This is a genomic window from Nocardioides sp. SRI_004, from assembly GCF_057586415.1.
Genome location: NZ_JBYCZV010000001.1, coordinates 332232 through 353730, shown reverse-complemented (window position 1 = coordinate 353730; position 21499 = coordinate 332232). Strand labels below are relative to the sequence as shown.

Genomic DNA, 21499 nt, shown 5'->3' with positions numbered 1-21499 from the left:
CCCCGGGAGGTCGCGGCCGTCAGCCGGCCGCGACCTCGATGACCACCTTGCCGTGCGCCTCTCGACGGTCGAGGATGCCCAGCGCGTCGGTGGCGCCGGCGAGCGGCAGACGATGCCCGACGTAGGGCCGGACCCGACCCTCGGCCGCGGCCGCCTCGAGACCGTCGACCAGCTCGGGGGCGTAACCAGGGAAGCGCTGCTCCCACGGGTCCAGGGCCACCCCGATCACGCTGAGGTTGCGCAGCAGCAGGCGGTTGACCTTGACCTCCGGGATCGAGCCCTCGGCGAAGCCGACGACCATCAGCCGACCGCCGACGTCCAGCGCCCGCAAGGAGTCAGTGAACCGGTCGCCTCCGACGGTGTCCACCACGACGTCGACGCCGTTGTCGGTGGCCTCCCGCGCCTGTCGGGCCCACTCCCCTCCGGTCAGCAGGACGACGTCGGCACCGCAGCTGCGGGCGACATCACCCTTGCCTTCGGACGAGACCACTGCGATCGACGGCTTCGCGCGGCCGCGCAGCAGGTCCAGCGCGGCCGAACCGACGCCTCCCGCCGCACCGTGCACGAGCACCGACTGCCCATCGTGGAACCCCGCACGGTCCAGCGTGAACCAGGCCGTCGCGTAGTTGAGGAAGTACGCCGCCCCATCGGCCCACGACATCGCCTCCGGGATCCGCACGGTGTAGCGCGGAATCCCCAGCACCCGCTCCGCGGCCGCGCCCCACACGCTGAGTCCGGCCACCCGGTCACCCGGTCGGAACCGGGAGCCCGCGGGCGCCTCGAGCACCCTGCCGGCGTACTCGCCACCGGTGACGTAGGGCGCCGGTGTGCCGTGCTGGTAGGCGCCGCGGCTCTGCAAGAGGTCGGGGAAGGCGACGGCCGCCGCCCGCACCTCGACCAGCAGCCGCTCGCAGTCGGCCCACGGGTGGGCCCCCTCCGGCTCCGGCAGGTCCTCGCGCAGGACGACCGCACCCGGGCCCGTCGTCTCCGGGACGACGAGGCCGCGCATCAGCTCCGGACCACCGACGCGGTCACCGAGCGGGTGTTCAGCTCGTCGCCACCATCGACCGTCAGCAGCTGGCCGGTGACCATGCCCGACGTCTCGCTCGCGAAGAAGGCGACGCCGTTCGCGATGTCGTCGGGGTCGACGAAGCCGTTGGGCAGGCTGTCCAGCCACGCGTCCTTGATCGGTTCGGGCATGCCGAGGATGCCGGATGAGGCAGTCATCCCCGGCAGGACGCAGTTGGCGGTCACGCCGTTGCGGACGTTCTCCGCAGCCACGGTCTTGACCATGCCGATCAGGCCGGCCTTCGAGGTCGCGTAGGACACCTGGGCGGGCATGCCCTGCGTGCCGGAGGTGCTGGAGATGACGACGATTCGTCCGTAGCCGCGCTCGCGCATTCCGGTCAGGCACTGCTGCAGGACCCGGAAGGTGCCCGTCAGGTTGATGTCGAGGTCGAGCTGCCACTTCTCCATCGAGAACGTGTGCGCGGCGCCGAAGAGCGTGGTGATCGCCGCGTTCGCGACGTAGACGTCGATCTCACCGAAGTCGGGGAGCTCGTCGCGAGCGATGTCGACCTGCCACGTGCATCCGGGCTCCCGGTCGAGGGTCACGACCTCGAAGCCATCGGCGGTCAGGCGTCGTACGATCGCCTGCCCGATGCCGCCCTCACGGCCCGCCCCGGTCACCAGTGCTCGACGCTTCATGCAGTGTCCTTCCCTTGATCGGTCTCGTCGGCGAAGCCGTGGCGCTCGTCGAACGCCGGGATCGCCGGATGTCCCTCCAACCGCAGCACGAGCAGTGCCGTCTGCGCGGAGAGCTGGTCGTTGGCGTCGGAGGCGACGTCGAGGCCGGTCAGGTCGTGGACCTTGGCCATTCGCAGTCGCACCGTGTTCTCGTGGATGCCGAGCCGGGCCGCGGACTCCCGCACGCTCCGGCCGGTGTCGAAGAAGCACTGGAGGGTGCGCAGCAGGTCGGCAGTACCCGGGCCACCGTCCAGCAGGGCGCCGACGACGTCCTGGACGTAGCGACGGACGGCGCCCAGGTCCCCGTTCGCGACGAAGAGCCGCGCGGGCCCGAGGTCGTCGACGGCAATGACCCGCTCCGACGTGCGCGCGAAGCGGTCGACACAGAGGACGACTTCGCGCGTCTCGCGGTAGGCGCGCTGCAGGGCCGACGGCCGGGTGACCCCGGAGACACCGACGGTCGCCAGCGGCTGGCCGACCGCGGCGAGCAGGCGGCGCATGGCCTGCTTGACCCGGTGCACCACGGCGACGTGCGCCTCGCCCTCCGGCGCCTCGATCAGCAGGATCAGGCCCTCGCGCCCGCGGGTCGCGAGAACCTCGACTCCGAGGTCGACCGCGACGAGCGCCGAGAGCGCCTCCTCGTCGCGCAGCTCGTCACAGGGCGGCGCTCCCACGGGATCGGAGACATAGACCAGAACCCGGTCGGCGTCCGCCTGCACGCCGAGATACTCGGCGGCATCCGTGATGTCGTCGTCACGCGTGTGCCCACGCACCAGCTGGCGAGCCAGGGTCGCGCGGGCGTTCCAGGACGCCCGGGCCACGCGACGCTGTACGGCGTACTCGCTCGCCAGGTGGAAGGCGGCACGTCCGACCAGCGCCGAGTCCTCCCGTGTGAAGCGGCCGGAGACCTCGGCCATCACCAGCCAGGCGAACAGGCAGTCATCACGGCGCACCGGCATCAGCAGGTGCCGTCGTACGACGCCCCGGGCCGGTTGCGCCGAGACCAGCAACGGCTGCGCGCCCGACAGGTCCGCTGGGCCGTGGTTTGCCAACAGCTCGTCGACCTCGGGGGGACGGAAGTCTGAACCGCGCGCCTGCGCAGATCGGGAGACGACCCGCCGCTGGGGATCGATGAGCCAGATCGGGTTGGTCGTCAGCTCCGCGACAGCGGTGACGAGCCCGCTGATGCCGCCGCCGGCGGCCGACACCGCGGAGAGACGGAGCTCCACCGCGTAGCGGCGGTTGAGCTCGTCGAACCGCTGACGCGGATCGGCTGCGGGTGTGGTCGGAGCAGCCATGGAATCTCCCTCTCGGCGCGCGAGATGACGGTCACATTGCTCCGAGATTAGAATGGTATGACCGTTTAAGCAAGCGTGGCGCCTCACCCGTCACGCCTCCAGCATCGCGGCACGGAAGGCATCGATCTCTTCGGCCGGCACCCCACCCTCGAGCAGCCAGGCCTCCGCACCACCGCGCTCGTCGAGCCAGGTCAGCAGGCCGCGGATGTGCTCCGGCCGCGGCATCTGGTCGTCGACACTGCTGTCGGCCAGCATCGCGGCGTACACGTCCATCCGCAGGAGACGAGTGATGACCGGCTCGACGCTCGTCGCCGAGAGCAGGTAGTCCTCGACGATGTCCTCCTCCGCCACCCCCAGCAGCGACAGCAGCAGCGCTGCGACGACCCCCGTGCGGTCCTTGCCCGCAGCGCAATGGAACAGGACGGGGTGGTTCTCGGGACGCATCGCCTCCCGCACCGCACCCACCACCGTCTCGGGCCGCCGGGTGAGGTACGCCGTGTATCGCGCGTGCCACGAGTCCTCGAGCCCCGCGGTCAACGGCCACCGCTGGTACGTCACCCCCAGCGCCTCCCCGTCCACGCGCTCGATCGCCGCTTCGGTTCCCCGCCGCAGATCGACCACCGTGGCGATCCCCAAGGCGACCACAGCTCTCGCATCCGAGCTCAAGAACGTCGGATAGTCGCTGCGGAACACCCGGCCCGTCCTGAGCCGGCGGCCGTCCCGGGCCACGAGGCCACCGAGGTCGCGGACGTTGTGCGATCCGTCGACGACATGCACACGCTTCCCGGCAGCTTCGGAGGCGGCAGGCTCGAACGTCATGGGCTCAGCGTGGCTCCAGAGTTCTACGCCGACGAACAGTCGCCGAGATCGCACTGTCGACTCCCACAGCAAGAGCTGAACGGACTAACGCCGCTGCTCGAACCGATCGACGCGCTTAGCCCGGCGCGTCCCCCTCGATCGATCGCGATCGTCCAAGTGCCACACAGACCCGTGAATCACCTGTACCGACGCATGCGCGTGAGCGCGTCGGGCGAAGCCCGACACGTTGTCGATGGGCGCGGTGAGTCAGGCGACGGGGTCGAGCTGCACGGTGTGGCCGAGCCGTTCCAGCTGCGCGACGAGCCGGCGGGCATGCGCTTGGTCGTTGCGACGGGCGAGCCAGTCAGCGCCGAGGTCCTGATAGGGCTCGTCCTTGGTCAGCATGTGCCAGGCCGACACCAGGATCGAGTGCGCGACCGCAACCTGTGCGCGGCCCGTGCCGCGTCGCTTCGCGATCCGCGCGTGCTGGGCCGAGAGGTAGTTGGACTGGTGCATCCGCGCCACCGAACCGGCGGCCTCGACGAGCATCGCGGTGAGCCACTTGTTCCCGTGCCGCTTGCTCGTCGGGGTCCGCTTGCCTGCCGACTCGTGGATTCCCGGAGCGACACCGGCCCACGCCGCCAAGTGCGCAGCGCTGGGGAACCGTGACATGTCCGCGCCGGTCTCCGCGACGATGACCTGGGCGACCTTCTCCCCAACGCCGGGGATGGTCTGCAGCAGGTCGATCTCGTGCTGCCACGGCACGCACTTCGCGGCGATCACCGCGTCGAGATCGCTCAACGACCGCTCGACCAGATCGAGCCGGCCAAGGATCGCGCGCGCCATCTGTGCGTGGTGGTCATCGAAGTTGCCCTCCAACGCCTGGGCCAGGTCCGGGATCTTCTTCCGCATTCGCCCCTTCGCCATCTCCGCCAGCACCAGCGGGTCACGCTCCCCGTCGATCATCGCCGCGAGCATCGCGCGCGCCGACACCGTGGTCAGCGACGAGGCGACGGAGGAGAGCTTGATCGAGGCGTCCTCCAACATCATCTCCAAGCGGATCGCCTCACGAGTCCGATCACCCATCAACTGCACCCGGTACCGCGTCAGCATCCGCAACTGGCGTATCGCCGGCGGCGGCACCATCGACGGCCGCAGCAGCCCGTGCTCAAGCAGCTGGGCGATCCACTCCGCGTCACGCACGTCGGTCTTGCGACCGGGCACGGCCTTCATGTGGGCGGCGTTGAGCAGCCAGACCTTCATCACGTCCTCGAGGCAGTAGAACGGCGCTTTCCAGTACGTCGAGGTCGACTCGATCGCCGCGATCGTGACGCCCTCGCTCAGCAGCCAGTCCCGCATCACGCGCAGCGACCCCGTCGTGGTCTTGAACGTGCGCGTCTCGCTGCGCCGACCCCGACGCGCCCCGGGCGTCCGGACGCACACCGACACCGACGCCTTGCCGACATCCAGGCCGGCGACCCGGTCGAACAACACTTCCATCACGAGCCCTCCTCATCGGACCGGCCGCGGCCGTCGCGGCCGACGACACCCGGAGGGCTCTCTGCCAGGACACAGACCCACGTGCTCGCAGCAACAATCCACCGACTCCCGAGAGCCCCGCGCCATACACCTCTACGGGCTCACCCGCACCAGTGTGTGCCGACGTCGCCGAGCGCCATTCCCGATTCTCATCCCCCGCTACGTTCGGCCGAAGGCCGAAGTGCCATACACCTCTTGCATCTGCGGCAGAGTTTCGTCCGTCATAAACGCCCTGCGGGGCCGCAGCGCCGCCGGGAAGGCTCTACCTCTTGCTGCCCGTCCCCCGCCCAAAGCTGGGGCCGAGGCTCTGAGAATGGTTGCCTCCCGGCGGCGTCCCCCCGGGTCGGCGGTGACGCCCGATAGAGGCATGAAGGACCACCAGCAGCACGGTTGTTCAGCAGATGCTTGCGCGTCGCCGACCCAGCGGACCCCAGGCACACCGCTAGCGAAAGGCACCGCTCTTGTACGCCGGCATCGACACTCACAAGGACACCCTCGCGGTCGCCGTGACCGACCCGACGGGACTGCTCGTTGCTTCCCATCAGTTCCCGAACACCACCTCCGGCTTCACCGAACTGACCCGCCTCCTCACCGAGCATCAGGTCCAGCGGGTCGGCATCGAAGGCTCCGGCGCCTACGGTCGCGCCGTCGCGGTACACCTCGCCCTCGAGCACCCCGACGAGCAACTCAGCCTGGTCGAAGTGCCCACCCTGATGACCTCCCGGGAACGACGAAGCAAGCCCGGACAAGGCAAGACCGACCCCGTCGAGGCCCTCGCGATCGCCCGAATCACTGCCCGCGAACCAGCACTGCCGCCGGTGCGACTCACCGTCGGTCCGGCCGCGGACATGCGCGCTCTGCTCGACTACCGCGACGAGCTGATCGCCGAACGCACCGCCCTGGCGAACCGTGTCCACGCCGAGCTCGCGGGCCTGCTGCCCGGCTACCAGCACCAGATCGGCTCCCTGACGACCAAGGCCCGCATTGAACGCGCCACCGAGCTACTGGCCCAGATCGCAGGCCACGGCGCCGTCCGTGCCGAGCTCGCCCGTCGACGTCTGGAGCGGATCGTGGCCATCGACACCGAAGCCAACCAGATCCGCAAGACCATCAGCGACCTGGTCGAGGACACCGGAACAACGCTGACCGAGGAGTACGGGATCGGGCCGCTGATCGCGGCTCGTTTCATCGCCGAAGTCGTCGACGTGCGCCGCTACCCCAGCCGCGACACCTTCGCCGCCGCCAACGGCACCGCCCCGATCCCAGCCTCGTCAGGGCGCACGGTGCGACACCGGTTCAATCCCGGCGGGAACCGTCAACTCAACCGGGCGCTCTACACGATCGCGATCACCCAGATCCGTGCCGACACCGAAGGCCGCCGCTACTACGAAGCCAAACGAGCCCAGGGCAAGACCCGACGCGAAGCACTGCGCTGCCTCAAGCGACGTCTCTCCGACGTCGTCTACCGCCGCATGCGCACCGACACCGCCAAGTTGAACAACGTGGACCAATGGGCATCGGCGGGCCTCAACGGGCAACAACGGGAGCCGCTGGCGGTGGATGCGGGCGACGCAAACGAGGCACGACTGACGGCCTAACAGCCAGCGGCGTGACAGGACTTCCAGCCCCGATCCTGCTCTTCGCTGAGGCGTTCGCTCCGCATCCACCTGCACTCGAGGCTACTCCGGAAACACCCCTCGCAGAACGCTGGACATAGAGGCCCATTCTCGGCGCGGAAACGTCCGGCGTAAGGCTTGGCAGCGTCCGAAGCTGCAGCGTCCCCCTCTCCTCGAGGAAGTTCACGTCGCGTCCGTGATCGCTCGAACAGCTGACAGTGCCTTAGGAGACCAGGAGGGGTGCAACCAGCACCCCCGGGATCACGACGGGCACGCGATGAGCAACAACAAGCATCTCCCGGAACAAGCAGCCCTGTGGGACGAACCCACACCAGACTCGACGCCGACACGCGGACGGACAGGACGACGCCGCATGACCGCTCCCCCGTCCCAGCCGACCGCTCTCGCGGAACCCCAACACCCCTCCGGCGGCGAGCGCCTCTGGACCGCCGCCGACGTGGCCGCGTACCTCGGCGTACCCGTCAAGACCGTCTACTCCTGGCGCAGTCGAGGACGCGGCCCCAAGGGATTCCGCATCGGCAAGCACCTCCGCTGGCGGGTGGTTACGGTCTTCGAATGGTCGCTGGATCAGGAGCGGAACCAGTGATCATCGAGAAGGCCTGCCCCCGATGCGGCCGACCGTTCTTCGTCTCCGATCGGCCGAAGGCCGGCCGCCCGCGGCGGTGGTGCAGCAGTGCCTGCCGGAGGCTTGCATCCGAGGAACGTCGAGCTGCTCAAGCGGGCCACACAGCGATCACCTATGTCACCGAACCGGTGAGCATCGAGCGACACGTCAGCGCCGTTCTCGACTCCCCCAGTGCCTGCCGACGCGTCCTTCGAGAACTCAACGACCGCAGTGCTCGGGGCGAGCTCGTGGACGCGAAGTGGAGCTCGGTCGCGGACGAAATCGCTCGCCTCCGTCGACCGAACACGGGGAGCCGCTGGGTTCGTTGAACAATCTGCCGGACGTTTCGTCGGGTGAGGCTGGCTGCGCACAGCCACCCTCAGGCACGCTCTGCTTCCCGAAGTTCGGCTGCCTTGAAAGCGGTCGTGCGGTACGCCGTCAGTTGCTCGAGCAGTTCCTTGGCTGCGTCCGAAGGTACTGGCGGCCCGTCGAGTTTGCGGAGCCAGTCGACCAGCCTGCGACCATCCACGAACTGCACCCCGTCCATCTCTCGGCCGTCCTTCACCATCTCCCGCGCTGCTCCCCACAGCACCACGGCCGCCTCAACGTTCACCGGTTGCGCGCGTGCCCGATGCTTCGCTCCGCGCTCTGACTTGAGCATGGATCTCGCGAGTCCCTGTGCCCTGATGGCTGCCTTCTTCGCGGAAGCGGTCATCTCCGCAACCGCGTCCGCGTCGATCGAGCTGCGCCACTTGGAGTCCAACACGAGGATGCCACCCGAGCGCGTGACCACCACGTGGTCGAGGTCGCCACCCTGCAGCGTGATGCTGTCGACCCACCCCCAGACGAGCCGCCGCCGCTTCGCCTTCTGCAGCTCCGATCGCGTGTTGTCCTCGCCCCATGCCCCCCTGAGCTGCCAGATCGCGGTGGCCTCGTGCGCCATGAACGCCGAGTTGACGAGGTGCAGAGCAGCAGCGACAAGGCAGGCATGGAGGAGACCGATGACGTACCACCGGACGGGCAGGTCGCTGGTTGCCAGGGGCACTGAGATCATTGCCGCCGCGAGGACGAATCCCACCAGGAGAAACGCAACGATGCCGACGTTGCGGCGCAGCCATCGGCGCCGCAGCCTCTTCAGTTCTCGTCGCGGGAACGGCTGGAACGAGCGCATCGGACCTCCTCGACCTTCGCACCATGGAAGCCGATGCGCCGGCCGTTCGTCCGGCGAATCGGTCAGTACGGCGGTGCTCGATGCCGCCGTTCGGCCGCTCCGGCGGCCGCTCGGTGCTCAGCACACAGCACCTCGACCACCCGACAGATCTCGCTCCTATCGCCAGGTTCCCCGCAGACCTCACAGGTCCTGCTCGCCGCTTCAGAGGCCGAGCGGACGATCGCAGTGAAACGATGAGCAAGTTCGGGTGACGACGGCTCGGCATCGAAGACGAGCTCGCCAACGGTGCGGGCGATCGCGAAGAGGTGGTAGCCCGGATCGAGGGCCGCCAGCGCCCGATCGAGCTCGTCGACGAGCCCAAGCCAGCCTTCGCCACACCGCACCGCATGCCCGGTGGTCGCCATGCGTGCCACCAGTCGCGTAGGAGACGAGCCGGCCTCAAGCTTCACGCTTTCTTCCATAAATGGAAGATACGCCGAAGCGTCTAATCAGACGTCGCTATCCACAGGCCCAAATCGAGCATCCTCGCGCCGTATGTTTGGCCGGTGCCGAAGCCTCCCTCGACCATTCCCCGGGACCTTCTCGAGGAACCCGCAATGTTCGGCCGGTCCGGCGATGTCACTTGGATCCAACCGACGACGCCTGCGGCGTACGCGAGCGCACGGGCGGCCGAGCTGCAGCACCATTTTGTAGTCGAGGCGACCGATCGCCTGCGGCAGCTCGGGCGTTCGAAGTCTTGGCTGGAAGAGCGCTCCGGGATCGCACCGGGACGCCTCAGCAAGTTGCTGCGCGGGTACGCGCAGCTCACCTTGAGGGACGTAGCAGCCATCGAAGGGATCCTCGGCCCCATGTTGACCGAGCTCGACTTCTCTCCGTTCGAAGTTCGAGACTCGAGCCTGCACGCGCGCTATCAGCACGGGCCCTAGCGGCGGCTGACACACGATCACGACGTGGGAATCTTGCGAGTCCAGCAGTCTGGCGAGCAGGCCGACGTCATCGGCGATCATCGTTACGACCGCGGTATCAACGCTCGGCCTTGACGGAGGAGTCCCATCGCCGGCGCCGGGAGAGCCCCTGATTGGTCTCCATGTGAGCGTCGGAGCCACAAGGCAAACTGTGCCCGTGCCTCAACGGAAGCAGCTCCCTGACCTGTCGCCGGAGCAGGTGGTCGCGGTGCAGGACGCCCTGCTTGCCAACGCGGATCGGCTGCTCAATGCGGCCCTCACGGTGCTCGAACTTGGAAGCTTCGGGCTTGCTCGGTCTCTCGCAATCCTCGGCATGGAGGAGTCCGGGAAGGCCATTGCTATCCACGAGCGACGGGTCGAGATGGCCTACGCCCCCGAGGGCGTGCCGTTTGTGACGAAGAAGTTGACTCAGTTGTGGGCCAGCCACCCGAAGAAGCTTCGGCTTGTCCACAGCTTCCTGGTAAACGAGCCGTACTGGTTCGACACCTTCGAGCCCGACCACGACAAGACCGCTGCTTATCTGGGGACGATCGAACGATGGACCGAGAGGCACAACACCCTGAAACAGCAGGGCTTCTACGTCGACCTTGATGACAGCGGCGATGCGCTCGCCCCGCAAGACATCGCCGAGGAGGAGTCGCTGTCAGACGTCATCCGGCACGTTCACCAGATTGGCTGGCAGCTACGGCTCGGCGAGCACATTGAGGCGAAGCAGCAGGCCCAGTGGGCGGAGGAGGTTCCGCCTGCCACCGAAGAAGAGTTGGAGGAGACACGCAAGCTGTTTGCCGGCGTGGAGCCCGAGGTCTTGGAGGCCATCCTCGACGTGCAGCGCCGCGGCAAGGAGGGCCGTGAGTTGCACAACGACGCCTATCGACTGCACCTACCCGGGCCCGACAGCAACCCGTTCGAGAACATCGGCAAGCCGGGCTACGAGGCCGAGACGCGAGAACTGATCTGGTTGTCGGAGGGGCTCGACGAGCGCGAGGAGCAGCAGGACCGGTCGAAGCCTTAGGGCCGGGCAGCGTCGAAAAGTTCCGAAGTTGCTGCAGCGAGAACCTGGGCTGTACCAGTGCCGAAAGCGCCGCCGCGATCACCTGAGCACGGTTCTCGCTCGCGTGCAGCATCGACTTGCTGCACCAGCGGCGGTACGACGCAGGTGAGTCCGTATCGCACTCACCGACGACTCGGCTGTCCGCGCTTCGCGAGGAGCTCCGACCATGCACCCTTCAGACTTGCCGGCGTGCTCGTCCCTCAGGGCCGCAGTGGGCCCGCTACCTCCGGTCTCGTCGTAGGGTCTGAGTCATGGCGGTGCCCGACGATGATCTGTTTGAGTTCGACGGTGATCGCAACATGCCCGACACCGTCGAGGACTTGTTGACGGCCGCGGCCGAGCAGGAGATCGAGCGATTCGCTATGCACGAACTCGGGCGGTGTCACGAGTTGGAGGGGCTGTGCCAACTGTGCAGGCACCAACGTTGGGCGTCATCGTGACGGCCGGATTCTGACAATTCTCCTTAGCAACGCCAGGACCCTGATGCGAGCGCGTGGGCGGCGAAGTGACGCACTCCCGAAAAGATGTCCGCAGCAACATTCCCGCCGAACACAACAGGCTAACCCCGGTGTTCGATGACCTCGTCAAGTCGACCTAGCCGGTCGCGGCGCCACAAAATGCCGGAGGCATCTCTGAAGCTGATATCGACGACGAGGTACGACGGATCGTATGTCCCATAGTCAGGATAGTCCTGACCGTCGCCAAGCGTGGGAACGCCCACAATCATCACGGCCGTCTCGTCCTCGGCTACCCACCGGATTGGCCTTGGCTCCGCCGATGGAGGTAGGACCGCAAGATCCTCGCCGCCTAGGTATCGCGTCTTCTCCTCGGTGGCTCCACCAGTCGGGGAGAGTACAACGCTGAAGTCGACGTGAACGTTCGTGACTGGTACTTCAGACGCGTTTCGCAGCATTGCTATCGCGCCAGAAATACCCTCCTCAGCGATGGGCGGACCGCTTTGCTGTTGTTGCCAGTTCGGAACGAACTTGTCGGGCCAAGCCGCGACGAGGGCGGCCTGCGCTCTCCTCCGCTCTCGCAGGAGCTCGCCGTCCCTAACCTGTTCAATCCCTAGCGCCCCGGCCGCGTAGTTGGCCGCAAGCATGGCGGCTCCGAAGGCGGCGACCGTCGCGGAGGCTGCCACCCAGTCGGCCATGGAACCTGCGTCGGCGTCGAGAACGAGACCGATCCCAACAGCGATTCCGACGACGACTAGTAGCCCGCCCGCCACGACTCCAAACGCGGTTCTTTGGGTCACGACTCCAATCCTCTCATTCGCCGGGGCCGCGCTCGTGGTCCCAGCCCGGCCCTCGTCGGCGAGCCACCCCTGGCACGTCAGGCGGCAAGAGACCTGTCCCACAAGTTGGGTCTGCGCAGCGGATGTACCAACATCGCTCGCGGCCGTGTGGACCACGTCGGGGTGTCCCCGATTTTTGCAGCTGGCCCGTCCGGATCGGCTGCTTGTTCCGTTTCCCCAAGCCGGGGCGTCAGCTGCGCCGGCAGCGCTAAGACGCAACTGCGATGTCGTACTGGATTCCGTCGCGCTCCAGGATGGCTGTGAGTTGATCTCTTCGACTGGGCGGCACCACGAGCACAGCCAATCGCCGTGCTCTGCTTACGCCGACGTAGAGGACCCGCCTCGCTTCTGTGTTTTCTCCTCGTTCCCAGTCGTCCAAGACATGGCCACCGTTCACGGCTTGAGGCGGGAGGGCATAGATGACGGCATCGAACTCCTCGCCCTTGACCGCGTGTACGTGGGTCCATCTGATCGCCGAGATTTCGGGGATCAAGACCGTCTCGTTCCGAGACGTCCACGCCAGCCAGGTGTCTTCCCGCGGCTTTGCCAGCCGTCGTCCAACGTTATTGGTCAGAGGGAGTTGAGATGTGGCGGCTCCTTCGGTGATGATCTCGCGGATCGACTCGGCGCATACCTCTCTACTTGTCCAGCTTGGTGCGGCAGAGACGAGGTTGCTTGCGAGGATCCGCAGCGCGGCGCTAGCGATCCCGAGCATCTCCAGTTGCTCTTCTCGTGTGGCTGGGGCCTGATCGTTGGGCCAGGAAAAGAGTTCGATCACGACCTTCTCGATCCGAGTGATGGCATTGTGGCGTGTGCGTGAGTCGGCGCCACTTCGAAGTTCGGCGACGGCGGCCAAGATCTTCGTGATGGCCGCGTCTCCTTTGAGTTCCCTTGTTCGGGCCCTCGCCAACGCACGAGCATCCTTCTTCTTGTGAGCGAGGAAGCGGGTGGCCTCGGCGGAAATGCGGTGCTTGGCCAGGACGCGCGCTGCCGCTGCGCCAGCCGGTGGTCCTGACCCGACGATCACTTGAATCGCCGGACACGATGTGTCGTCTGGATCGTGGGATTCGATGCTGATAGCGGACGCCTGCCGAATGCTTGTCACCAGTGCGCAGATCGCAGGAGAGGAGCGATAGCAGGTGCTGAGGTAAGCGATCTGGGCTGGGTCCAGTTTGCTCACATAGTGCTTGTAGTTGTCGACGTTGGTCTGGCGAAACTCGTAGATCGCCTGATCGGGGTCAGCGACCGTGATGACATGGATTCCACTACCTGACAGCAGGTGGAGCAGTCCGTGCTCGAGGTCGTCGCAGTCTTGGAACTCGTCGACGATCACTTCTGTGAATCGCCTTCCAAGTGTGGCCAGTAGGCCGAGATCGGAGTTTGTCAGGGCTCGTATCGCGAGCCTTCTTGCCGCGGTTGTGTCGTAGATCCGGCTCTGGTGGAGAGCACGGATTCGATCGGTGCCCTTCGTGCGGATCTGCTGGCGGGTCCAGTCCGTGACGTTTGGGTTTGTCCAGAATCTACGTTCGTCGTGGTTGAGGTTTGCCTCGTCAAGTTCGGACAGGGCGCCGTTCCAGAGGGACCAGTTGGAAAGTCGAAGCCCCGAACCAGATCCTTGTCGAACGATGCGAAGGTGGTCGGGTAGGTCATCCCACGAACTGAGGTAGCGAGGAGCCGTTCGCGTCGTTCGCAGAACTGCAGGGGTTACGACGTATCGATGAAAGAAGCCGTCGAACGTACCGACAAAGTTCGGGCTGTCTAGCAGCTCTGGGTCATCAAGGCAGCGGCTTCGTGCCACGTTGACTGCGGCGTTGGTAAACGACAAGAGTGCCACTCCACCGTGCGGGCCTGAGCGGGCGCGAAACCTAGCAACCATTGCCTTGGTCTTCCCGGCGCCTGGCCCAGCCTCGATGTGACGGATGCCGGGGCAACCCGCGTTCTGCTGCTCCTCGCTCAGCGGGGGACTGTCGACGACGTCGGTCGTCACCGCGGTTCGTCCTCGATATCGGATGCAGCCTTAGTAGCGGAGTCCACGCCTCCTCGGGCCGGCTCGTCCTGGCGGATGATCGCGGCAATCGCGTTGCTGATGTAGGTGGGGATGACGAAGTCTTGCTGGCTCGTGAGAGGAGTGATTGCCTCGGCAACTAGGTGTGCGAAGTCTCCCTTGGAGATGTCGAGGCGCGGGAAATCGTCGTCGGTCTGCGCCGCGGTCGGGCCAGCCGTCTGCTCGAGGTCTCGAGGAGGTTCGTGGCAGCCGACATCCTCTGCGGCGGCTTCTTGGCCGACGCCCGCAGAGCCGGCTGCCACGTCGTCTTTCGCCTTCCTGCCCTTCTTCTTCCGGATCGCTTCTGCGAAGAAGACGGCGCGGTCGCTCCTCACCATGTCGTGCGCGGCGCCCGAAACCCGCTCCCAGTTGGCGGTCGACCTGGGATGAAGTTCCAAGAACGCGGCCTTGAGGATCTCTTCGTTGGCCTCTTCGGAGAACAACTCGGCTTCAAGGGTCGTGTCCCCGACGAAAACCCGTAGCCGCCCGTCCGCGATCGCTTCTGGATAACTAGCTTCATAGGCCTCTCGTCGGGCACCGCCGGCGCCGTTGTCGCCATCAGTGATCACGACAACCTGATCGACGCGCGGGTGGGGGCCAGCGAGCAGTAGATGCAGAAAGGGGTCAAAGTCGACGCCTTCTACGCTGATGAGACTTGCACTTCGAAACGTCCGCTTCCGGGCAGCGGCCAGCGTCCGTGTCGCTTCGTCTGAATCGGCCGGAGGTTCCATCTGAAGCCTGGCAAGCGCAGGAATGAGCACCATCTCCGCGGTTCCCTCCACCAAGATCACGTGGCGAGCGAACAGCAGCCCTGCCCGAGTCGCGTTGAGGTACCGATCAAGCTTGCGTATCGCACCATCGGTCAGCTTGAGAGAAGACAGCGCGGTGGTCTGGGTTCGCCAGCGCACGTCGTCGCCCGCTTCGCAACTGAGCGCGGAGGCCGCCATCTGGTCAGCAGCGTGGTCGGACGGTGTCTGGCTGGGTGCGTCAGCGATTGGGGCTGAGGACGATGTCGTCACGGAGGTTCGGGCAACGACGACGATATTCCTGATCGATACAGCGCTCGCCAAGTTGGGCGAATGGCTGGTCACCACTACTTGCACGCGACCGGTGGGTGCGAGACCGACGTTGTCGGAGCCACTGCTGGCGGCTTGGTCCCGCAGGAAATCCAGCAGGACCAGCTGCAGTTGAGGGTGCAGATGAGCCTCGGGTTCCTCGACCAGGAGGAGCGTCAAGTCGCTGTCTCGAGCATTGACGAGCTCTAGCACGATCATGGCTATATAGAGCAGGTTCGCGTAGCCCAATCCTGTCGCCGCTATGTCGCCGACAGGAACTCCAGCCTCGGCGAGTTGAAGGTGCAGGAGCCGCGCGATTCGACGCAACTCCACCTGACGACGGTTGAGCTCGAGCAGATGCTCCCGGTTCGGCGGCGTGGTCTGACCGAAATACTGCTGAATCGTGGCTCGCGTGTCTTCCGCGACCCGGTGCTCGGCGATGGTCTGCAGCGCAGCGTTGGCGGTCTCCACGAACGAATCGTGAAGCTCTTGATCGCCTCCGAGCAGGATCTTGATGACATCGTGCAACTGGTTGCCTTCGCCACCGTCGATGTCCCGAACAGCGTCGCGCAGCGGCGGCAGGTACACGTGACTGATCCGCCGGCGGTTGGTGGGCTCAGCGTCCTCGACCCGAACGTCCCCGACAGTCCAGGAAAGGACATTGCGGCGGGGAACGCGAGGGTCTGTCGCGAACGACGCTCGGTAAATTAGGTCGCCATGCTCATCGACGATTTGCGCTAGATAGATCGCTGACTCGGCGTCGCTCAGGTCGCTATATCGAGCCTCGACCTCGACAGCATGGCCTAGTGGAACGTCGTGAGTAAGGTCGCGACTCGCGTCAAACCACGCGCTTTGGCGCCCGTTCGCTGCTGGCGTGGATAGGCGCAGGGCATCGATCAAGGCGCTCTTTCCGGAAGCGTTCTCGCCAACGAGGACCGTCAGTGCCGGATCGAGGCTGAGCGCGCTGTCTTCGCACGAACGAAAGTTTCGTAGGTTCAATGTCCCAAGATGCACCAGAAGTCCTCAGCGAACGGGCGTGTACCGGTTACCGCACCGGAAGATATCGGTAGCCGACCACTGTCGTGGAGAAACAGGCCGATCAGCGCGAGTGCTCGTTTAGGGCAAGCAGCCTCCCAGAGGGTGTCGACTAGGCCAATTCGGCCGAGGTAGGCGCCCATTCTGGACGGAAAGCCCGCGGCGCATCGGCAGCCGTCACGGCCCCTTTCACGCACTCCGAACGAGCACGGGTCTGCGCTGCGCCCTCGTTTGATCCCTAGCGGCGCCGAGCATTGCAGGAGATTCACCGCCGACATCTGATCGCACGAGCACCCATCGCTCCCTTAGGTGACTGTCAGAAGTCTCGGGCGGCCGTCGCCGCTCTCAGAGCCGGAGGTGACCAGATGGAAACGGTGGAGGAGATCCTCACCAGCAGTGAGGTGGCGCGGTGGATCCGGGTGTCGGAGTCGACGCTGTGCCGGTGGCGGCAGCGAGGGATGGGTCCACGGGTGACGTGGATGACGTCGACCTGTCCCCGGTACCGCCGCAGCGACGTCGAGCAGTGGCTCGCGCGGGCGTCATGACCATCAGCCGGCAGCGGTCATGATCGAGAAGACCTCGGGCGGTCGGTTCCGGGCTCGGTTGAAGAGCGGGCGGCAGTTCGTTGCGAGCCGTACGTTCGACACCAAGCGGGAGGCGAGCGACTGGCTGGCGCGGGAGAAGGCAGCGCTCGACGGCGGTATCGATCCGCGGGCTGGGCGCCGGCCGGTCCGAACGCTGCTCGAGGAGTGGTTGGTCGTCCGGGAGTTCACGGTCGCGGCGAAGACGTACCGCAGCGACCAGGCCCTGCAGCGGTTGGTGCCGACGAGCATGCAGGCGATGCAGGTTGGGGCGGTCTCCGAGCGGGAGATCGCGCGGTCGTTCGAGACGTTGATCCAGCGGGGGCTCAGTGAGCGCTCGGTGGTGCGGTACCGCGCCAGCCTGTCGACGTTTTTCGCGTGGTGCGTGCGGGAGAAGGCAGTCGTGCGCAATCCAGTGACCGCGACGAAGGTGCCCCGGTCCTCGGAGGAGCCGACTGAGATGCGGCCGTGGACCGAGGCCGAGCTCGAGGCCACCTACGATCGTTGGAAGGCACGCGACCCGCACCTGGCCGACGTCCTGCTGGTGCTCGGGTGGACCGGGATGCGGTGGGGGGAGGCGCGCTCCGTGCTGGTCGAGGACGTGGTCGACGTACCCACGCCCGGGTTGCTGGTGCGGCGCTCGCAGACCGAGGGCGGCGCGGTCAAGGCCACCAAGGGCCGCCGCGGTCGTCGGGTGCCGGTGGCCGATCGCATCCTGCCGATCGTGCAACGCATGGCCGAGGGCAAAGAGCCGACCGACCTCTTGATCACCACCGGCGGCGGCGCGCAGCTGCACCGCACCGCGGTGCTGCGCACGGTGAAGTGGGACCAGACCGCGGGCGGCCGGCGGATCCACGACCTGCGCCACACCGCTGCCTGCCTCTGGTTGGCCCGCGGGGTGGACCCCGGCACCGTGCAGGCGTGGATGGGGCACGAGTCGATCGCGACCACGAACCGCTACCTGCACTTCCTCGGCACCTCGGCGGACCAAGCCGGACTGGATCGGCTGAACGACCCCACCCGTGGGCCCGCCCCGAGAGCCGAGCTCGAGACAGAGGCGTCTAACCGCCTCGGCCGGAGCACCCGGGAGGCGCTCCGCGGCTCCCCCACGGGCCGGGGGTACGCCGGGGGTAAGCGAGACGGCCCGATCCGGTGAATCCCGTCCGTGGAAGCCCAGGCGCGACAGATCCGAAAAGGCGAGAACCGGCAGGTCAGAGGCGACCTGCCGGTTCAAGCTGCTGTGGTGGAGGTGAGGGGATTCGAACCCCTGACCTTCTCATTGCGAACGAGACGCGCTACCAACTGCGCCACACCCCCAAGCGAGGGGAAACGTTAGCACCACGCCCCGAGCGCAGCCGAATCCGGATCCCCTCTCCGGCGTCAGCCGGTCACTGCTGCTCGTACGGAGCCTGCGAAGGAGCGGCGTCCTGGTCGTCGCCGTACGACGTCTCGCCGGCCGACTCGCCGTCGACGTCGTCGCCCGAGACGACCTCGGGCTGCTCGCCGTAGCCGGAGGTCGGGGGCTCGGCGTCCTGGTCGCCGTCGGTGGTGCCGGCAAAGGCGTCGGCCTGGTCGGGGTTGCGGTCCTCGTCGGCGGTGCCGGGCGGGCGCGGCATCTCGTCGCCGTGCGGTCCCTGGTCGACGTCCGAGCTCCCCCGCGGCTTGGCGGGGTCGTGCCACGTCGTCGACTGGCCCTGGGAGGACAACGCCTGCTCGCCGTCGTCGCCGATCTCGCCGGGGTCGCTGAACTGGGTGTCCGGTGAGACGGCGGTGCTGGAGTCGCCGTACTCGAGCTCCTCGCGCTGCGCCTGCTCCTCGTCGGCCTGGCCGACGGGCTCGCCGCCGTACGCGCGCTGGTCGTCAGCGTCCTGCGCCTGCTGTGCGCCGCTGCTGTCCTGCGTCATGCGGATCAACTCCCAAGCTCGGGCGGCCGGGTGGATCCCGGCCGCAGCCGCGAGGGGCCGGTGCGTGACGCGGCCTCGCGGACCCAGGAGTTACCCGGACACCCGTCCGGGAGACGGGTGGTGCGAGCGGATCGGGTCAGGAGCCGGAGGCGCGGCGCTCGTCGGCCGCGGCGTCCGCGTCGGCCTGCGCGCGCTGGGCGTCGGCCTCGCGGGCGAGCTGGGAGTCGGCCTCGTTGCGCCCGGAGCTCCACACGCCGGTGGAGTCGAGGTCGATGGTGCGGACCGTGCGACCGGCCGGCGCCTTGGCGACGTACGTCGGCAGCGGGACCGGCACCGGCGTCCACCCGTCGACGACCGGCTCCTCCTCGAGCAGGGCGGCGGTGACGGCCGGGATCTCGTCGGTGTTGTCGTCGGCGTCGAGCTCGCCGAGGACCTCGGCCGGCTCGTCGGCGACCTCGTCGGTCTCGGCGTCCTCGGCGGCGATCGCCTCGTCGGCGAGGGTACGACGGCGCCGGCGGTTCGCGGCCGCGCGGGCAGCCCGCTCGCGACGGACCATCAGCCGGCAGGCGACCAGCCAGGCCACCAGCAGGGCCACGGGGGCCGCGATCCAGGCCAGGCCGATGACCTTGCCGATGCCGAGGCCGGCGACGACCAGGTTGAGCAGGAGCAGGACGTTGAAGACCCGGCGCCGGCGCTCGGCCGCACGACGGGCGGCGAGGCGGCGGGCGAGGGCCGGACGCGGGGCACGCGGCGCAGGGGTGGGCGCCGCGGGCTCCTCGTCGTGCGCGACCTCCGGCTCGGCCGGGGCTGCGGGCTCCTCGACGGACTCCTCCACGCGCGCGGTGGACGGCTTGCGGCCGGCCGGGACGAGCTCGGCCGCGGAGGCCGAGACGGCCTCGCGCCGGGCGAGCACCCGCAGCCGGTCGGAGAAGCCGTCGACGGAGCGGTTGGCGGAGTCCTCCTCGTGGTACTTGAGCGCCTTCGGCACGAGGTAGACCGCCCAGGCCACCGCCAGTGCGACGAAGATCAGCGCGCTCAGGTCCACACCGAGAGGTTAGGAGCGTTAACTCAAAGTGGGGCGCATGTCCATCGGTGTGTCACAGATTGATTGGTGTGACGGATGTGATTCGGCGTCACCGGGCGGGGATCACGAGGATCCGGCCTCCGGGGACTCCAGCCGGACCAGCACCCCGCGCGGCGCCTCCTCACGGGTCACCGCGAAGATCCGGTGGTCGCGCCACTCGCCGTCGATGTGCAGGAACAGCGGCGCGTAGCCGATCTCGCGGATGCCGAGCTTCTCCACGACCCGCAGCGAGTTGGTGTTCTCGGGGCGGATGCAGATCTCGATCCGGTGCAGGCCCGCGGTGAAGAAGCTGTGGTCGATCACCATCGCGACCGCGCGCGGGATGACGCCGCGGCCGGCGAACTCCTGGTCGATCCAGTAGCCCACCGACGCGAACTGCGCGGACCCGCGCACGATGTTGTTGACGCTCACCTGGCCGGCGAACCGGCCGTCGACCTCCACCACGAACGGGAAGGTCGTGCCCTGCCGGGCCGAGCGCCGCAGCCGCTTCACCAGCGCCCGGAAGGTCATCGGCCGTGCATCCGCACCCGGCGGCGCCGTCGCGTCCCAGCGGGCCAGCCACAGGGCGTTGCGGCGGCGGGCCGAGCGCCACGCCTTCGCGTCGCGCCTGCTGATCGGCCGCAGCCGGACGACGGGGTGGGTGCCCGAGATCAGCTCGTTGGGCCAGGCCCGGCCGGGCACGCCCACGACCATCCGCTCGCGCGGCCCCTCCTTCGCCCCGCTCGCCGCACCGGTGCTCAATGGTCGCTCCCCACGACCTGCTCGACCGCGTGCACCAGCACCGGCTCGAGCACGGCGAGCGCGTCCTTCACTCCCCCGCGTGAGCCGGGCAGGTTGACGACGAGGGCGTTGCCGGCGACGCCCGCCAGCCCGCGCGAGAGTACGGCGGTCGGCACGCCCTTCGCGACACCCGCGGCCCGGATCGCCTCGGCCAGGCCGGGCACCTCCCGGTCGAGCAGCGGCCGGGTCACCTCGGGCGTGCGGTCGGTCGGGGTGAGCCCGGTGCCGCCCGTCGTGAGCACCACCCGGGCGCCGCCGTCGACGGCTGCCGCGATCGCGAGGCCGACCGGCTCGCCGTCCGGGCACACCACCGGCTCACCGACGGAGAAGCCCCACGACCGCAGGGCCTCCACGATCAGCGGGCCGGTCGTGTCGTCGTACACGCCGGCGGCGGCGCGGTTGGACGCAACGACGACGACGGCGGGGAGACCGCTCATCGGGCCCAGTCCCCGGACTTGCCCCCCGACTTGGACTCCACCCGCACGTCGGTGATCACGGCGCCCTTGTCGACGGCCTTGACCATGTCGACGACGGTGAGCGCGGCGACCGACACGGCGGTGAGCGCCTCCATCTCGACGCCGGTGCGGTCGGTGGTCTTCACCGTCGCCTCGATCTCGACGGCGTCGTCGGCGACCGACAGGTCGACCTTGACGCCGGACACGGCGAGCGGGTGGCACAGCGGGATCAGCGCCGGCGTCTGCTTGGCGCCCATGATCCCGGCGATCCGGGCGACGGCCAGCGCATCGCCCTTGGGCACGCCCTCGCCCCGGAGCAGCGCGACCACCTCGGGCGAGACGAGCACCCGGCCGGACGCACGGGCCACCCGGGTCGTCACGTCCTTCGCCGACACGTCGACCATCCGGGCAGCGCCGGTCTCGTCGACGTGGGTCAGCCGGTCAGCCATCACCGCTCC

The 21499-nt window shown here is 67.8% G+C and carries 21 protein-coding genes and 1 tRNA gene; 6 read left to right on the top strand and 16 right to left on the bottom strand.

Annotated elements, in window-relative coordinates:
• Positions 1–19: 19 nt before the first annotated feature.
• The 5 genes from AC2YHB_RS01760 to AC2YHB_RS01740 all read right to left on the bottom strand — a co-directional run bounded on the left by AC2YHB_RS01760 (position 20) and on the right by AC2YHB_RS01740 (position 5342).
• Positions 20–1009, bottom strand: coding sequence for a zinc-binding dehydrogenase (locus AC2YHB_RS01760; RefSeq protein WP_487353323.1), 990 nt, complete (start codon positions 1007–1009; stop codon positions 20–22).
• Positions 1009–1707: an SDR family oxidoreductase gene (locus tag AC2YHB_RS01755; RefSeq protein ID WP_487353322.1), complete on the bottom strand. Its 699-nt coding sequence runs from the start codon at positions 1705–1707 to the stop codon at positions 1009–1011. The genes AC2YHB_RS01760 and AC2YHB_RS01755 overlap by 1 nt, the downstream gene beginning before the upstream one ends.
• Positions 1704–3044 (bottom strand): PucR family transcriptional regulator, encoded by a 1341-nt coding sequence (locus AC2YHB_RS01750; RefSeq protein ID WP_487353321.1) that lies wholly within the window; start codon positions 3042–3044, stop codon positions 1704–1706. The genes AC2YHB_RS01755 and AC2YHB_RS01750 overlap by 4 nt, the downstream gene beginning before the upstream one ends.
• A gap of 90 nt (positions 3045–3134) precedes the next feature.
• A complete protein-coding gene (locus tag AC2YHB_RS01745; RefSeq protein ID WP_487353320.1) occupies positions 3135–3863 on the bottom strand; it encodes a tyrosine-protein phosphatase in 729 nt (242 codons plus the stop codon).
• Positions 3864–4109: 246 nt separating this feature from the next.
• Positions 4110–5342: an IS110 family RNA-guided transposase gene (locus tag AC2YHB_RS01740; RefSeq protein ID WP_487353319.1), complete on the bottom strand. Its 1233-nt coding sequence runs from the start codon at positions 5340–5342 to the stop codon at positions 4110–4112.
• Between the two features lie 500 nt (positions 5343–5842).
• Here AC2YHB_RS01740 and AC2YHB_RS01735 point away from each other — a divergent pair, with 500 nt between their 5' ends.
• Together AC2YHB_RS01735 and AC2YHB_RS01730 are read left to right on the top strand one after the other, a co-directional pair.
• Entirely contained in the window at positions 5843–6979 is a 1137-nt protein-coding gene (locus tag AC2YHB_RS01735) for an IS110 family RNA-guided transposase (RefSeq protein WP_487353318.1), read from the top strand.
• 295 nt (positions 6980–7274) lie between these two features.
• Positions 7275–7604: a helix-turn-helix transcriptional regulator gene (locus AC2YHB_RS01730; RefSeq protein WP_487353317.1), complete on the top strand. Its 330-nt coding sequence runs from the start codon at positions 7275–7277 to the stop codon at positions 7602–7604.
• A 397-nt stretch (positions 7605–8001) separates the two neighbouring features.
• On the opposite strand, the gene AC2YHB_RS01725 is transcribed toward AC2YHB_RS01730, so the two are convergent.
• The gene (locus AC2YHB_RS01725) at positions 8002–8793 is read right to left on the bottom strand and encodes a nuclease-related domain-containing protein (protein ID WP_487353316.1); all 792 of its coding nucleotides are present in this window, start codon (positions 8791–8793) and stop codon (positions 8002–8004) included.
• 62 nt (positions 8794–8855) lie between these two features.
• On the bottom strand, positions 8856–9254 hold the full coding sequence (locus tag AC2YHB_RS01720) for a hypothetical protein (protein WP_487353315.1): 399 nt from the start codon (positions 9252–9254) through the stop codon (positions 8856–8858).
• A gap of 84 nt (positions 9255–9338) precedes the next feature.
• Here AC2YHB_RS01720 and AC2YHB_RS01715 point away from each other — a divergent pair, with 84 nt between their 5' ends.
• From AC2YHB_RS01715 to AC2YHB_RS01705, 3 genes are all read left to right on the top strand, one after another.
• The gene (locus AC2YHB_RS01715; protein WP_487353314.1) at positions 9339–9719 is read left to right on the top strand and encodes a helix-turn-helix domain-containing protein; all 381 of its coding nucleotides are present in this window, start codon (positions 9339–9341) and stop codon (positions 9717–9719) included.
• A gap of 196 nt (positions 9720–9915) precedes the next feature.
• Positions 9916–10770, top strand: a complete 855-nt coding sequence (locus tag AC2YHB_RS01710) for an AbiV family abortive infection protein (RefSeq protein ID WP_487353313.1) — start codon at positions 9916–9918, stop codon at positions 10768–10770.
• Positions 10771–11060: 290 nt separating this feature from the next.
• Complete coding sequence (locus AC2YHB_RS01705; protein ID WP_487353312.1) at positions 11061–11249, top strand: hypothetical protein; 189 nt, start codon at positions 11061–11063, stop codon at positions 11247–11249.
• Between the two features lie 119 nt (positions 11250–11368).
• Here the strand turns inward: AC2YHB_RS01705 and AC2YHB_RS01700 are convergent, their stop codons facing one another.
• The 3 genes from AC2YHB_RS01700 to AC2YHB_RS01690 form a co-directional block, all read right to left on the bottom strand.
• Positions 11369–12064, bottom strand: a complete 696-nt coding sequence (locus AC2YHB_RS01700; RefSeq protein ID WP_487353311.1) for a hypothetical protein — start codon at positions 12062–12064, stop codon at positions 11369–11371.
• A gap of 247 nt (positions 12065–12311) precedes the next feature.
• Positions 12312–14090 carry a UvrD-helicase domain-containing protein gene (locus AC2YHB_RS01695; protein ID WP_487353310.1) on the bottom strand — a complete coding sequence of 593 codons (1779 nt, stop codon included), beginning with the start codon at positions 14088–14090 and terminating at the stop codon, positions 12312–12314.
• Positions 14087–16216, bottom strand: coding sequence for an ATP-dependent nuclease (locus AC2YHB_RS01690; RefSeq protein ID WP_487353309.1), 2130 nt, complete (start codon positions 16214–16216; stop codon positions 14087–14089). Before AC2YHB_RS01690 ends, AC2YHB_RS01695 begins: the two co-directional genes overlap by 4 nt.
• Before the next feature lie 585 nt (positions 16217–16801).
• Between AC2YHB_RS01690 and AC2YHB_RS01685 the strand changes: the two genes are divergently transcribed.
• Positions 16802–17974, top strand: a complete 1173-nt coding sequence (locus tag AC2YHB_RS01685; protein ID WP_487353308.1) for a tyrosine-type recombinase/integrase — start codon at positions 16802–16804, stop codon at positions 17972–17974.
• 85 nt (positions 17975–18059) lie between these two features.
• Here AC2YHB_RS01685 and AC2YHB_RS01680 read toward each other — a convergent pair.
• The 6 genes from AC2YHB_RS01680 to moaC form a co-directional block, all read right to left on the bottom strand.
• Positions 18060–18135: transfer RNA gene (locus tag AC2YHB_RS01680), tRNA-Ala, on the bottom strand.
• 71 nt (positions 18136–18206) lie between these two features.
• A complete protein-coding gene (locus tag AC2YHB_RS01675) occupies positions 18207–18722 on the bottom strand; it encodes a hypothetical protein (RefSeq protein ID WP_179649394.1) in 516 nt (171 codons plus the stop codon).
• 136 nt (positions 18723–18858) lie between these two features.
• Positions 18859–19767: a divisome protein SepX/GlpR gene (sepX, locus tag AC2YHB_RS01670; RefSeq protein WP_179649393.1), complete on the bottom strand. Its 909-nt coding sequence runs from the start codon at positions 19765–19767 to the stop codon at positions 18859–18861.
• 102 nt (positions 19768–19869) lie between these two features.
• Positions 19870–20547: a GNAT family N-acetyltransferase gene (locus AC2YHB_RS01665; RefSeq protein WP_242530499.1), complete on the bottom strand. Its 678-nt coding sequence runs from the start codon at positions 20545–20547 to the stop codon at positions 19870–19872.
• Entirely contained in the window at positions 20544–21023 is a 480-nt protein-coding gene (locus AC2YHB_RS01660) for a MogA/MoaB family molybdenum cofactor biosynthesis protein (RefSeq protein WP_036550441.1), read from the bottom strand. The genes AC2YHB_RS01665 and AC2YHB_RS01660 overlap by 4 nt, the downstream gene beginning before the upstream one ends.
• Positions 21020–21490, bottom strand: coding sequence for a cyclic pyranopterin monophosphate synthase MoaC (moaC, locus tag AC2YHB_RS01655; RefSeq protein ID WP_036550439.1), 471 nt, complete (start codon positions 21488–21490; stop codon positions 21020–21022). The genes AC2YHB_RS01660 and moaC overlap by 4 nt, the downstream gene beginning before the upstream one ends.
• Between the last annotated feature and the right edge of the window lie 9 nt (positions 21491–21499).